This window comes from Actinacidiphila yeochonensis CN732, assembly GCF_000745345.1.
Lineage (GTDB): Bacteria > Actinomycetota > Actinomycetes > Streptomycetales > Streptomycetaceae > Actinacidiphila > Actinacidiphila yeochonensis.
Map to the genome: position 1 here is coordinate 3,184,926 of NZ_JQNR01000005.1, position 13,847 is coordinate 3,198,772.

The 13,847-nt window shown below is 72.4% G+C and carries 7 protein-coding genes and 1 pseudogene; all 8 read left to right on the forward strand.

The window, feature by feature from the left end:
- Window positions 1-51: 51 nt before the first annotated feature.
- The 8 genes and pseudogenes from BS72_RS25250 (at window position 52) to BS72_RS25280 (ending at window position 13,790) form a co-directional block, all read left to right on the forward strand.
- Window positions 52-5,184 carry a HAMP domain-containing protein gene (locus BS72_RS25250; protein ID WP_232792531.1) on the forward strand — a complete coding sequence of 1,711 codons (5,133 nt, stop codon included), beginning with the start codon at window positions 52-54 and terminating at the stop codon, window positions 5,182-5,184.
- A pseudogene (locus BS72_RS40025) lies at window positions 5,127-5,504 on the forward strand (response regulator); the annotation flags it as partial. The gene BS72_RS25250 and the pseudogene BS72_RS40025, both read left to right, overlap by 58 nt.
- 365 nt (window positions 5,505-5,869) lie before the next feature.
- Complete coding sequence (locus BS72_RS25255; protein WP_037913835.1) at window positions 5,870-6,550, forward strand: response regulator; 681 nt, start codon at window positions 5,870-5,872, stop codon at window positions 6,548-6,550.
- Window positions 6,551-6,776: 226 nt separating this feature from the next.
- Complete coding sequence (locus BS72_RS25260; protein WP_063836206.1) at window positions 6,777-9,530, forward strand: DNA translocase FtsK; 2,754 nt, start codon at window positions 6,777-6,779, stop codon at window positions 9,528-9,530.
- Between the two features lie 367 nt (window positions 9,531-9,897).
- Window positions 9,898-10,716, forward strand: coding sequence for a helix-turn-helix domain-containing protein (locus BS72_RS25265; protein ID WP_037913841.1), 819 nt, complete (start codon window positions 9,898-9,900; stop codon window positions 10,714-10,716).
- A gap of 148 nt (window positions 10,717-10,864) precedes the next feature.
- Window positions 10,865-12,427, forward strand: coding sequence for a 30S ribosomal protein S12 methylthiotransferase RimO (gene rimO, locus BS72_RS25270; RefSeq protein WP_037917579.1), 1,563 nt, complete (start codon window positions 10,865-10,867; stop codon window positions 12,425-12,427).
- Window positions 12,424-13,290 (forward strand): CDP-diacylglycerol--glycerol-3-phosphate 3-phosphatidyltransferase, encoded by an 867-nt coding sequence (gene pgsA, locus BS72_RS25275; protein ID WP_107498877.1) that lies wholly within the window; start codon window positions 12,424-12,426, stop codon window positions 13,288-13,290. Before rimO ends, pgsA begins: the two co-directional genes overlap by 4 nt.
- Complete coding sequence (locus tag BS72_RS25280; protein WP_037913844.1) at window positions 13,287-13,790, forward strand: CinA family protein; 504 nt, start codon at window positions 13,287-13,289, stop codon at window positions 13,788-13,790. The genes pgsA and BS72_RS25280 overlap by 4 nt, the downstream gene beginning before the upstream one ends.
- The last annotated feature ends 57 nt before the right edge of the window (window positions 13,791-13,847 follow it).

Here is a 13,847-nt window from a genome sequence, read left to right on the forward strand (position 1 = left end):
CGCATCCTCTCGGGTCGTCTGCGGGTCGATCGACCCTCCAGGAGGGACACGGTGGAGTCTGGCGCATCGGCGCGGGGCACGGTCACGCGTACGAAGAACGGGCGATCCCGTGGCAGCGGGACGGTAGAGGTCGACGCGGCGGCGCTGGCGAAGCTCCAACAGGCGCTGGCGGCGATGCGGGACGGGAACTTCCGCAGGAGGCTGCAGCCGAGCGGTGACGGGCCGCTGGCCGAGATCGCCCTGCTGTTCAACGAGGTCGCCGACCGCAACCAGCACCTGACGGGGGAGCTGGCCCGGGTGCGGCGGGTCGTGGGGCGCGACGGGAAGCTCACCGAGCGGCTGGAGTCCGGCGACAGCCGGGGCGCCTGGGCGGCCGCCATCGAGGCGTCGAACGCACTGGTCGACGACCTTGTGCGGCCGGTCTCGGAGGTCGGCCGGGTGCTGTCCGCGGTCGCCGAGGGCGACCTGGAGCAGCGGATGGACCTGCGCGCGCAGAACGCGGACGGGTCGGCGCATCCGCTGCGCGGCGAGTTCCTGAAGGTGGGCCGGACCGTCAACGGGCTGGTCGACCAGCTGTCGGCGTTCACCGACGAGGTGACGCGGGTCGCCAGCGAGGTCGGCACCGAGGGCAAGCTGGGCGGCCAGGCGAAGGTGCGGGGGATGTCGGGGTCCTGGAAGGACCTGACGGACTCGGTCAACACCATGGCGTACCGGCTGACCGCACAGGTGCGCGACATCGCCCTGGTCACCACCGCGGTGGCCAAGGGCGACCTTTCGCGCAAGGTCACCGTCCACGTGGCCGGCGAGATGCTGGAGCTGAAGAACACCGTCAACACGATGGTGGACACGCTGTCGTCGTTCTCCTCCGAGGTGATCCGGGTCTCCCGGGAGGTCGGCACCGAGGGCGAGCTCGGCGGCCAGGCGAAGGTGCCGGGCGTGGCGGGGGTCTGGAAGGACCTCACCGACTCGGTGAACCTGATGGCCGGCAACCTCACCGCCCAGGTGCGTGAGATCGCCCAGGTGACGACGGCGGTCGCCAACGGCGACCTGACGCAGAAGATCACCATCGGCGCGCGCGGTGAGATGGCGCAGCTGGCCGAGACGATCAACGCGATGACGGAGACGCTGCGCACGTTCTCCGGCGAGGTGACCCGGGTGGCCGGGGAGATCGGCGCCGAGGGGCAGTTGGGCGGCCAGGCGCACGTGCCGGGCGCCGCGGGGACGTGGAAGGACCTGACGGACTCCGTCAACACGGCGTTCCGGAACCTGACGGCGCAGGTCCGCGACATCGCGCAGGTGACGACGGCGGTGGCCGGCGGCGACCTGTCGCAGAAGGTCACGGTGGACGTCTCCGGCGAGATGCTGGAGCTGAAGAACACCGTGAACACGATGGTGGACCAGCTGTCGGCGTTCGGCTCCGAGGTGACGCGGGTGGCCCGCGAGGTCGGCGTCGAGGGCCAGTTGGGCGGCCAGGCGGCGGTTCCGGGTGCGGCGGGGACGTGGAAGGACCTGACGGACTCCGTCAACACGGCGTTCCGGAACCTGACGGCGCAGGTCCGCAACATCGCGCAGGTGACCACCGCGGTGGCCAACGGCGACCTGTCGCAGAAGGTCACGGTGGACGTCTCCGGCGAGATGCTGGAGCTGAAGAACACCGTCAACCGCATGGTGGACCAGCTGAGCTCGTTCTCGCAGCAGGTCACGCGGATGGCGCGGGACGTGGGCACCGAGGGCCGGCTGGGCGGCCAGGCCCGTGTCGACGGCGTCTCCGGGACGTGGAAGGACCTGACGGACTCCGTCAACTTCATGGCGGGCAACCTGACGTCCCAGGTGCGGCAGATCGCGCAGGTGACGACGGCGGTGGCGCGCGGCGACCTGTCGCAGAAGATCGACGTGGACGCCCGCGGCGAGATCCTGGAGCTGAAGAACACCATCAACACGATGGTGGACCAGCTGTCCTCGTTCGCCGACCAGGTCACCAGGGTGGCCCGCGAGGTCGGCACCGACGGACGGCTCGGCGGCCAGGCGCAGGTGCCCGGAGTGGCCGGTGTGTGGCGCGACCTGACGGACTCCGTCAACTTCATGGCGGGCAACCTGACCGCCCAGGTGCGCAACATCGCCCAGGTGGCCACGGCGGTGGCGCGCGGCGACCTGTCGCAGAAGATCGAGGTCGACGCCAAGGGCGAGATCCTCGAACTGAAGAACACCCTGAACACGATGGTGGACCAGCTGTCGTCGTTCGCCGAGCAGGTGACCCGGGTGGCCCGCGAGGTGGGCACGGAGGGCATCCTGGGCGGCCAGGCCGAGGTCAAGGGTGTCAGCGGCACCTGGAAGGACCTGACGCAGTCGGTCAACTTCATGGCCAACAACCTGACCTCCCAGGTGCGGAACATCGCCGACGTGACGTCGGCGGTGGCCTCCGGCGACCTGTCCCGGAAGATCACCGTGGACGCCAAGGGCGAGATCCTGGCGCTCGTGACCACGGTGAACACGATGGTGGACACCCTGTCGGCGTTCGGTGACGAGGTGACCCGGGTGGCCCGCGAGGTGGGCACCGAGGGCCAGTTGGGCGGCCAGGCCCGGGTGCGGGGCGCGGCCGGCACGTGGAAGGACCTCACGGACTCCGTCAACGGCATGGCGTCCAACCTCACCTCCCAGGTGCGGTCGATCTCCTCGGTGGCCACCGCCGTGGCCAACGGCGACCTCACCAAGAAGATCGACGTGGACGCCCGCGGCGAGATCCTGGAGCTGAAGAACACCATCAACACGATGGTGGACACCCTGTCGGCGTTCGGTGACGAGGTGACCCGGGTGGCCCGCGAGGTGGGCACCGAGGGCATCCTGGGCGGCCAGGCGCGCGTCCCGGGCGTCGCGGGCACGTGGAAGGACCTCACCGAGTCCGTCAACGGCATGGCGTCGAACCTCACCGGCCAGGTGCGGCAGATCGCGCAGGTGACGACGGCGGTGGCGCGCGGCGACCTGTCGAAGAAGATCGACGTGGACGCCCGCGGCGAGATCCTGGAGCTCAAGACCACCATCAACACCATGGTGGGGCAGCTCTCCGCCTTCGGCGACGAGGTGACCCGGGTGGCCCGCGAGGTGGGCACCGAGGGACGGCTGGGCGGCCAGGCGCGGGTGCCGGGGGTGTCGGGCATCTGGAAGGACCTGACGGAGTCCGTCAACCTGATGGCGAACAACCTGACGTCCCAGGTGCGCAACATCGCGCAGGTGGCCACGGCGGTGACCCGCGGCGACCTGAACCTGCGGATCGACGTGGACGCCGCCGGCGAGATCCTGGAGCTCCAGGACTACCTCAACACCATGATCGTCCGACTCCGCGAGACCACTCTCGCCAACAAGGAGCAGGACTGGCTCAAGGGCAACCTCGCCCGGATCTCCGGCCTGATGCAGGGCCGCCGCGACCTCGGCGACGTCGCCGCGCTGATCATGAGCGAGCTGACCCCGGTGGTGTCCGCGCAGCACGGCGCGTTCTTCCTCGCGCAGGACACCGCCGAGGCGGGCGGGGCCTACGAGCTGCGGCACATCGGCTCCTACGGGTTCACCAAGGGCATGGCGTCGGTGTTCCTGCCCGGGGAGGGGCTGATCGGGCAGGCCGCGGTGGAGAAGCGGCCGATCCTCATCGAGCAGGCGCCGCCCGGCTACCTGAAGATCGTCTCGGGGCTCGGCGAGGCGCCGCCCGCGCACGTCATCGTGCTGCCGGTGCTCTTCGAGGGCCGGGTGCTCGGGGTGATCGAGCTGGCCGCGTTCCAGCCGTTCACCCAGATCCAGAAGGACTTCCTCAACCAGATCACCGACATCATCGCGATCAGCGTCAACACGATCTCGGTGAACACCAAGACCGAGGCGCTGCTGAAGCAGTCGCAGCTGCTGACCGAGCAGCTCCAGGAGCGGTCGGCCGAGTTGGAGAACCGCCAGCGCGCGCTCCAGCTGTCCAACGCCGAACTGGAGGAGAAGGCCGAGCTGCTGGCGCGGCAGAACCGCGACATCGAGGTGAAGAACACCGAGATCGAGGAGGCGCGCCAGGTCCTGGAGGAGCGCGCCGAGCAGCTGGCGGTCTCGATGCGCTACAAGTCCGAGTTCCTGGCGAACATGTCGCACGAGCTGCGGACGCCGCTGAACTCGCTGCTGATCCTGGCGAAGCTGCTGGCCGACAACGCGGACAGCAACCTGTCGCCCAAGCAGGTCGAGTTCGCCGAGACGATCCACGGCGCCGGCTCGGACCTGCTCCAGCTGATCAACGACATCCTGGACCTGTCGAAGGTCGAGGCGGGCAAGATGGACGTCTCGCCGACCCGGATCGCGCTGGTGCAGCTGGTGGACTACGTGGAGGCGACGTTCCGGCCGCTGACGGCGGAGAAGGGCCTGGACTTCTCGGTCCGGGTCTCGCCCGAGCTTCCGGTGACGCTCCACACGGACGAGCAGCGGCTGCTCCAGGTGCTGCGCAACCTGCTGTCGAACGCGGTGAAGTTCACCGACCACGGTTCGGTGGAGCTGGTGATCCGTCCGGCCGGCACGGAGGTGCCGCAGGCGATCCGGGAGCAGTTGCTGGAGGCGGGCACGCTGCGCGAGCCGGACCAGCCGCTGATCGAGTTCTCGGTCACCGACACCGGTATCGGCATCGCCGCGAGCAAGATGCGGGTGATCTTCGAGGCGTTCAAGCAGGCCGACGGCACGACCAGCCGCAAGTACGGCGGTACCGGCCTCGGGTTGTCGATCAGCCGGGAGATCGCGCGGCTGCTGGGCGGTGAGATCCACGCCGACAGCCAGCCCGGCCGCGGCTCGTCCTTCACGCTGTTCCTGCCGCTGAGCGTCGGCGACACGCTGCCGGGCGCGGTGCCGCACCCCGCCCTGGAGCCGGGTGAGTCGGCCGACGCCGAGCAGGGCGCGCACGGCCGCAACCGCAGCCCGGGCAGCAGCCTGGCCAGGCTCCGCCGCCGTACGGCGCAGAGCGCCCCGCAGGGGGCCCTGGGCGGGCACCTGGACGGCCGCGGCCCCGGCTCGGCCGCCGCGGTGTCCGGGGAAGGCCAGGGGCCGCCGGCGGGCGCGGCGGCGCGGACACCTGGGTCGGGGAGCCCGCCGGCGAGGGGGAACGCTTCTCCGGCGGCTTCAGCGGCGAGAAGGTGCTCATCGTCGACGACGACATCCGCAACGTGTTCGCGCTGACCAGCGTCCTGGAGCAGCACGGGCTGACGGTGCTCTACGCGGAGAACGGCCGGGAGGGCATCGAGGTGTTGGAGCAGTACGACGACATCGCCGTCGTGCTGATGGACATCATGATGCCGGAGATGGACGGGTACGCGACGACCACCGCGATCCGCAAGATGCCCCAGTTCGAGGGGCTGCCCATCATCGCGTTGACGGCGAAGGCCATGAAGGGCGACAAGGAGAAGGCGCTGGAGTCGGGGGCCTCGGACTACGTGACCAAGCCCGTCGACACCGACCATCTGCTGACGCGCATGGAGGAGTGGATGCACGCCGGCTGAGGCGCGGCGGCCGGCCCGCGGGCCGGCCGCGCGGTCGCGGGGCGGGCCCGCGGGCGGACCGTCGGGCGGGCCGTTCGGCGGGTCCCGGGACGAGTCGCGGGGCTGCTCTCGGGACGAGTTGCGGGATGCTCGTACGGACCGGGTGTGAACACGGCAGAATGCGGGAACCTTAGGGTCTCCGCCGACGTTTCCGGTACGTGGTGAGTGACCTGACGGTGACAGGGTGTGGCGAGCGGCGGGGTGCGGCTACGATGACCGGCACAAGGACGGGCGGCGCGACGCAGTCGCCCGCGGGGGCGGCGGCCGACGCCCTCACGGGCATCGCGAGCCGGGTAGGCCCCAAGTCGGGGCGAGGAGGGCGTGGCATGGTGCACAAGGCCAAGATCCTCCTGGTCGATGACCGGCCGGAGAATCTGCTGGCGCTGGAGGCGATCCTCTCGGCGCTGGATCAGACCCTGGTTCGGGCATCGTCCGGGGAGGAGGCGCTCAAGGCGCTGCTCACCGACGACTTCGCGGTGATCCTGCTGGACGTGCAGATGCCGGGCATGGACGGGTTCGAGACCGCGGCGCACATCAAGCGCCGGGAGCGGACCCGGGACATCCCGATCATCTTCCTGACGGCGATCAACCACGGTCCGCACCACACCTTCCGCGGCTATGCGGCCGGTGCGGTGGACTACATCTCCAAGCCGTTCGACCCATGGGTGCTGCGCGCCAAGGTGTCGGTCTTCGTGGACCTGTACATGAAGAACTGCCAGCTGCGCGAGCAGGCGGCGCTGCTGCGGCTCCAGTTGGAGCAGGGCGCGCCCGTCGGTGCGGGCAACGGGGCGAAGCAGCCTCTCGGGCTGGTCGCCGAACTGTCCGCGCGGCTTGCGGCGGTCGAGGAGCAGGCCGAGGTGCTGGGCCGGCAGCTCGACGAGGGCTCCGGTGCCGCCGCGGTGGCCACCGCGGCCCACCTGGATCGCAAACTGAACGGGCTGCGGCGGGCGTTGGACGCTCTGGAGCCGGGCGGAGCCAGCGTGGTGCGGCAGTCCGGGCCGGAGTGAAATCCCCGTTCCGAGTAGGGCCGGGAGAGGCGTGAGGCCGCGGAACCGCCGTGGGCGCCGCCGCTGAGGGGCCAGGCGGCGCACACCGAGCCAAATTCGCTCGAAGGAGTGATGGGCGGATTCATGTTGACGTGATGTCAATCTGAGGGCCGTCCTCCTCCGACACGAACGGGCGTATCGCCGTGCACGCGTGTCCCTCGATCACAAGGGCGGTAACCTCGGCACCATGGCCCCCCGTACGTCCGGCACCGCCAAGAAGGCCCCGGTGAAGCCTCCGGCCAAACCGCCGGCGAAGAAGGCCGCGGCGAAGCGGCCGGCGGCCAAGAGCGCCGCCGCCCGGCCGGCCGCGAAGAAGGCGGCGGCCAAGCCCGCGCCCAAGCCGGCACCGTCGCCCACCGGCGGCCTGTACCGCCTGGTGCGCGCCCTCTGGCTCGGCTTCGCCCACGCGGTCGGCGCGGTGTTCCGGGGGATAGGGCGCGGTGCGCGCGGCCTGGACCCGGCCCACCGCAAGGACGGCCTGGCGCTGCTGCTGCTCGGGGTGACCCTGGTGGTGGCCGCCGGCACCTGGTCCGACCTGCACGGCCCGGTCGGGGACCTGGTGACCCTGCTGGTCACCGGCGCCTTCGGGCGGCTGGACCTGCTGGTGCCGTTCCTGATCGGCTGGATCGCGGTGCGCCTGATGCGGCATCCGGAGCAGGCCGAGGCCAACGGCCGGATCGTCATCGGCCTGTCCGCACTGGTGATCGGCATGCTCGGGCTGATCCACGTCTTCTCCGGGGCGCCCTCCCGGGCGGACGGCGCGCACGCCCTGCGCCAGGCCGGCGGCCTGATCGGCTGGGGCGCCGCGGAGCCGTTCCTCTACACGGTGGGCGCGTTCCTGGCCGTACCGCTGCTGCTGCTGTTCACCGTCTTCGGGCTGCTGGTGGTCACCGCCACCCCGGTCAACGCCATCCCGCAGCGGCTGCGGGCGGCCGGCGCCCGGGTGGGCTTCTACGCGCCGCCGGCGGACCCCGAGGCGGTTCCGCTGGAGGAGTTCTTCGACGAGGAGGCCGGATACGGCGACTCCGACCGGGACGGCGCGGAGGACGACTCGCCGGTGCGACGGCTGCCCGCCGACGCCGGCCGGGACCCGTACGACGTGGAGGCCGACGAGGCGGCCGGTTCGCCGTCCGGGCCCGGCGCCGCGGCCGGCGGCGACGAGCCCAAGCCGCGCCGCCGCCCGCGCCGCCGGGCCGAGAAGGGGACGGCCGAGGACGGCCCGGACCCGGTGGACATCGCGGCGGCCGCCGCGGCCGCGCTGGACGGCGCGGTGCTCGGCGGCCTCCAGCCCGCCCCGCTGGTGCCGGACCTGACCGGGCGGCTGACGAAGCAGGTGCCAGCCGCCCGCGCCGACGCGGAGGCCGCCGGCTCCCCGGCCGGCGGCGTGCCCGACCTCACCAAGCCCCCCGCCGAGGTGGTCGAGCCGCTGCCGCCACGAGCCGAACAGCTCCAGCTCTCCGGGGACATCACCTACGCCCTGCCCTCGCTGGACCTGCTGGAGCGCGGCGGCCCCGGGCGCACCCGCAGCGCCGCCAACGACGCGGTCGTCGCCTCGCTCACCCAGGTCTTCAAGGAGTTCAAGGTCGACGCGGTGGTCACCGGCTTCACCCGCGGCCCCACGGTCACCCGCTACGAGGTGGAGCTCGGCGCCGCCGTGAAGGTCGAGCGGATCACCGCCCTGGCCAAGAACATCGCCTACTCCGTGGCCAGCCCCGACGTGCGGATCATCAGCCCCATCCCGGGCAAGTCCGCCGTCGGCATCGAGATCCCCAACAGCGACCGCGAGATGGTCAACCTCGGCGACCTCCTGCGCTCGGCGGACGCCGCCGGCGAGGAGCATCCGATGACCGTCGCCCTGGGCAAGGACGTCGAGGGCGGCTACGTGGTGGCCAACCTCGCCAAGATGCCGCACATCCTGGTCGCCGGCGCCACCGGCTCCGGCAAGTCCTCCTGCATCAACTGCCTCATCACCTCGGTGATGTGCCGCGCCACCCCGGACGAGGTGCGGATGGTGCTGGTGGACCCCAAACGCGTCGAGCTGACGGCCTACGAGGGCATCCCGCACCTGATCACCCCGATCATCACCAACCCGAAGCGGGCCGCCGAGGCGCTCCAGTGGGTGGTGCGGGAGATGGACCTGCGCTACGACGACCTGGCCGCCTACGGGTACCGCCACATCGACGACTTCAACGCGGCGGTCCGCTCCGGACGGGCCCGTACCCCCGAGGGCAGCGAACGCGAGCTGTCCCCCTACCCGTACCTGCTGGTGATCGTCGACGAGCTGGCCGACCTGATGATGGTGGCGCCCCGCGACGTCGAGGACTCCATCGTCCGGATCACCCAGCTGGCGCGCGCGGCCGGCATCCACCTGGTGCTCGCCACCCAGCGGCCCAGCGTCGACGTGGTCACCGGTCTGATCAAGGCGAACGTGCCGTCCCGGCTGGCCTTCGCCACCTCCTCCCTCGCCGACAGCCGGGTCATCCTGGACCAGCCCGGCGCCGAGAAGCTCATCGGGAAGGGCGACGGACTCTTCCTGCCGATGGGCGCGAACAAGCCCACCCGCATACAGGGCGCCTACGTCACCGAGGACGAGGTCGGCAAGATCGTCGACCACTGCAAGGCGCAGCTGACCCCCACCTACCGCGCCGACGTCACGGTGGGCGGCGGGCCCAAGAAGGAGATCGACGAGGAGATCGGCGACGACCTGGACCTGCTGTGCCAGGCCGCGGAGCTGGTCGTCTCCACCCAGTTCGGGTCGACCTCGATGCTCCAGCGCAAGCTGCGGGTCGGGTTCGCCAAGGCCGGACGCCTGATGGACCTGATGGAGACCCGCGGCATCGTGGGCCCCAGCGAGGGCTCCAAGGCGCGCGACGTGCTGGTCAAGGCCGACGAGATCGACGGAGTGCTCGCCGTCATCCGCGGCGAGGCGGCCCCGTCCTGACCGGCGGCGCCTCCTGACCCGGGGTTCCCTCCCGACCCGCGGCGCCTCCTGACCGGCGGGGCCGGGGCCCGTCTTCCTGGGGTGGTCCCGGACTCCGCCCCATGGGCGCCGCGCAGGCGGGGGCGGTCGGCGGCGGCGGCGTACCAGGGGTCACACAAGTGGAGTCCTGCTACGTGTGATGCGACCGGAGTCGGGGCACGTAATCAGGCAACCGTTTCTCCTGTTCGCGCGTCAACCTGATACAAGCCGGACGGCCGCCCGCCCCCGTTCCGTGGACCGGGCCCCCGTGCCGCCCGCTTGCCCCCGCGTTTTGACCCGCCCCCTAGACTGTCCCCAGCAGGCGGCTGCACGCTCGAAAGGCGCCCTCGTGTCCATCGGCAACTCGCCTTCCCCTGACGACCCCTCGGTCGGTCGCGCCCTCGCACAGGCACGCGTCGCGGCAGGACTGTCCGTCGACGAGGTGAGCAGCACCACCCGGGTGCGCGTCCCGATCCTCCAGGCCATCGAGCGCGACGACTTCTCGCGCTGCGGCGGGGACGTCTACGCCCGCGGCCACATCCGCAACATCGCCCGCGTGGTCGGCGTCGACCCCGAGCCGCTGGTGGCCCGGTACGCGGCGGAGCACGCCCCGCAGAACGAGGTCGCTCCGGCGCCTCCCCGCTACGAGACGGAGAGGATCACGTCCGAGCCGCGGCGCCCCAACTGGACCGCCGCCATGGTGGCCGCGATCGTCGCGGTGGTGGGCTTCGTCGGCTTCACCGTCGTGGGCGGCGGAGGCAGCGGGGGCAAGGCCGGCTCGGAGGCCGACGCCACGACGACCGCGACCGCCACCGGCCACCCGGCCACGACCTCGTCCCCGCAGAGCAACAACGCCCCCACCGCGAGCCCCACCGACACCGGCAGCGTCATCGCGGCCGCCCCGCCCGGCAAGGTCACCGTCAAGGTCAGCGCGGTCGGCGGCGCCAGCTGGATCCTGGCCACCGACCACAACGGCAAGCAGCTCTTCCAGTCCTCCCTCCGGGACGGCGACTCCCAGACGTGGACCGACGACAAGAAGATCAAACTGGTCGTCGGCAACGCGGGCGCCGTCCAGCTCTTCGTCAACGGCAAGGACCTCGGCCCGGCCGGCGGCAAGGGACAGGTCGTGCGCCTGACGTACACCCCGGGCGACCCGACCCAGGGCTGACCGGCCGCCGCCCCGGCCGCCTCCTGCGGGCCTCACGCGCGACAGGGAGCCGCCGGCGCCGCTCGCACGCTCCCCGTCGCGCGCCGGGTCGTCACCGGTGCGCCCGCGGTCGGCCGAGCGCGGGAGGCCACCAGGTACGCTGGTGCTCATGCCCGAACCCCGTACCGTCGCCCTTGTCACGCTCGGATGCGCCCGAAACGAGGTCGACTCGGAGGAACTCGCCGGTCGGCTGGCGGCGGACGGCTGGCGGCTCGTCGACGACGCCGCCGAGGCCGACGTTGCGGTGGTGAACACCTGCGGTTTCGTCGAGGCCGCCAAGAAGGACTCGGTGGACGCCCTCCTGGAGGCGAACGACCTCAAGTCCCACGGCCGCACCCAGGCCGTCGTCGCCGTGGGCTGCATGGCCGAGCGGTACGGCAAGGAGCTCGCCCAGGCGCTGCCCGAGGCGGACGCCGTGCTCGGCTTCGACGACTACACCGACATCTCCGACCGGCTCCAGACCATCCTGTCCGGCGGCATCCACGCTTCGCACACCCCGCGCGACCGGCGCAAGCTGCTGCCGATCAGCCCCGCCGAACGGCAGACCGCCGAGGTGGCGCTCCCCGGCCACGGCCAGGGCACCGCCGGCCCGGAGCAGCCCGCCGAGGAGTTCGCCGAGGCCGCCCCGGACCTGCCCGAGGGGGTCGCGCCGCCGTCGGGGCCGCGGGCCCCGCTGCGCCGCCGCCTGGACAGCGGACCGGTCGCCTCCGTGAAGCTCGCCTCCGGCTGCGACCGGCGGTGCAGCTTCTGCGCCATCCCGTCCTTCCGCGGCTCCTTCGTCTCGCGCCGCCCCACCGACGTGCTCGCCGAGGCCCGTTGGCTGGCCGGCCAGGGCGTCGTGGAGGTCATGCTGGTCAGCGAGAACAACACCTCCTACGGCAAGGACCTCGGCGACATCCGCCTCCTGGAGTCCCTGCTGCCCGAGCTGGCCGCCGTCGACGGCGTCGAACGGGTCCGCGTGAGCTACCTCCAGCCCGCCGAGATGCGGCCCGGACTGATCGACGTGCTCACCTCCACCCCCGGCGTCGTCCCCTATTTCGACCTGTCCTTCCAGCACTCCGCCCCCGGCGTGCTGCGCGCCATGCGCCGCTTCGGCGACACCGAGCGCTTCCTCGGGCTGCTGGAGACCATCCGGGCCAAGGCCCCCGAGGCGGGCGTGCGCTCCAACTTCATCGTCGGCTTCCCCGGGGAGACCGAGGAGGACCTCGCCGAGCTGGAGCGCTTCCTCACCGAGGCCCGGCTCGACGCGATCGGCGTGTTCGGCTACTCCGACGAGGAGGGCACCGAAGCCGAGGGCTACCAGAACAAGGTGGACGAGGACGTCGTCGCCGCCCGGCTCGCCCGGGTCTCGCGGCTGGCCGAGGAGCTGACCGCGCAGCGCGCCGAGGAGCGCGTGGGCTCCACGGTGCGGGTGCTGGTCGAGGCCGTCGACGAGGAGACCGGGGAGATCACCGGCCGCGCCGACCACCAGGCGCCGGAGACCGACGGCCAGGTGCGGCTGCTGCCCGCCGAGGACGCCCCCGACGGCTGGACGCCCGCCCCCGGAACGTTCGTGACGGCCGAGGTGGTCGCCGCCGAGGGCGTCGACCTGGTGGCCAGCGCGCTGACCGGCCCGGCCGCGGCCGACGTACCCGCGCCGGGCGGCGTACTCGTCGAAGGGGCGGCCAGATGAGCGGAGCCAGCGAGCCGACCCCGTCCTCGCAGCCGTCGCCGTCGCACGCGCCGCCCTCCCCCGAGCCGGGGACGGCGGCGCGCCCCGCGCGTCCGGCGGAGGCCGCGGCCACCCTCCTGCCCGGCACCCCCGCCGACCCGGCCGCGGCCGGGTCGGCCGGCGGAGCCGTGCGGGCGGTGCCGGACGGCAGGGCGCGCAAGGCCGCCCAGGCGGACCTGCTCAACGTCGCGAACCTGCTCACCATGATCAGGCTGTTCCTGGTGCCCGGCTTCGTCGTCCTGCTGCTGCACGGCGACGGGCACGACCCGGCCTGGCGCTCCTTCGCGTGGGCCGCCTTCGGCGTCGCCATGATCACCGACCTCTTCGACGGTGAGCTGGCCCGCCGCTACGGCCTGGTCACGGACTTCGGCAAGATCGCCGACCCGATCGCCGACAAGGCGATCATGGGAGCCGCGCTCATCGGACTGTCCGCCCTGGGCGACCTGCCGTGGTGGGTGACGGCGGTGATCCTCTTCCGCGAGCTGGGCATCACGCTGATGCGGTTCTGGGTCATCCGGCACGGGGTGATCCCGGCCAGCAGGGGCGGGAAGCTCAAGACGCTCACCCAGGGCGTCGGGGTCGGCATGTACATCCTGGTGCTCACCGGCCCGCTGGCCTCCATCCGCGCGTGGATCATGGCGGCCGCCGTCATCCTCACCGTCGCGACCGGCGTGGACTACATCCGGCAGGCCGTGGTGCTGCGCCGGGCCGGCCTCGCCGCCCAGGCCCGTGCGGCGGCCGGCGACCACCCTGACGGCCCCGGAACCCCCGCCGGGTCCCCGGCGGGCGAAGCGGGCGGTCCGCGGCCGGAGCGGCGCGCGTGAGCGCCGCCGAGGCAGCCCTGCGGCTGCTGTGGGACCGGCAGGCCACGGTTGCCGTGGCCGAGTCCCTGACCGGGGGCCTGGTGGCCGCCGAACTCGCCTCCGTGCCCGGCGCCTCCCGCGCCTTCCGCGGTTCGGTCACCGCGTACGCCACCGAACTGAAGCACGAACTGCTCGACGTCGACGCCGGGCTGCTGGCCGCGCGCGGCGCCGTCGACCCGGAGGTGGCCCGCCAGATGGCGCAGGGCGTGCGCCGACGGCTGCGAGCCGACTGGGGTCTGGCGACCACGGGGGTCGCCGGTCCCGACCCGCAGGACGGACAGCCCGTCGGGACGGTCTTCGTCGCCGTGGCCGGCCCGGACCGCTCCGAGGTGCGGGAGCTGCTGCTGGCGGGGGATCGTAGCGTGATCCGGGGCGGTTCGGCTGAAGCTGTTCTGGAACTGCTCACGGCCGAGCTCCGAAGGAGTACGGTGGCCAGTCCAGGGGCCGAACCGGCCCCGTAGCCGCGCCTCAGCCGAAGTGCGGGCACGGCCGCGGCAAGGCGGCAAACCCGCCCCAGG

Excerpts from the sequence above, each read along its gene's own strand:
- BS72_RS25255 (WP_037913835.1), top strand. The coding sequence starts at position 5,870 with ATGGTGCACAAGGCCAAGATCCTCCTGGTCGATGACCGGCCGGAGAAT.
- BS72_RS25260 (WP_063836206.1), top strand. The coding sequence starts at position 6,777 with ATGGCCCCCCGTACGTCCGGCACCGCCAAGAAGGCCCCGGTGAAGCCT.
- rimO (WP_037917579.1), top strand. The coding sequence starts at position 10,865 with ATGCCCGAACCCCGTACCGTCGCCCTTGTCACGCTCGGATGCGCCCGA.
- pgsA (WP_107498877.1), top strand. The coding sequence starts at position 12,424 with ATGAGCGGAGCCAGCGAGCCGACCCCGTCCTCGCAGCCGTCGCCGTCG.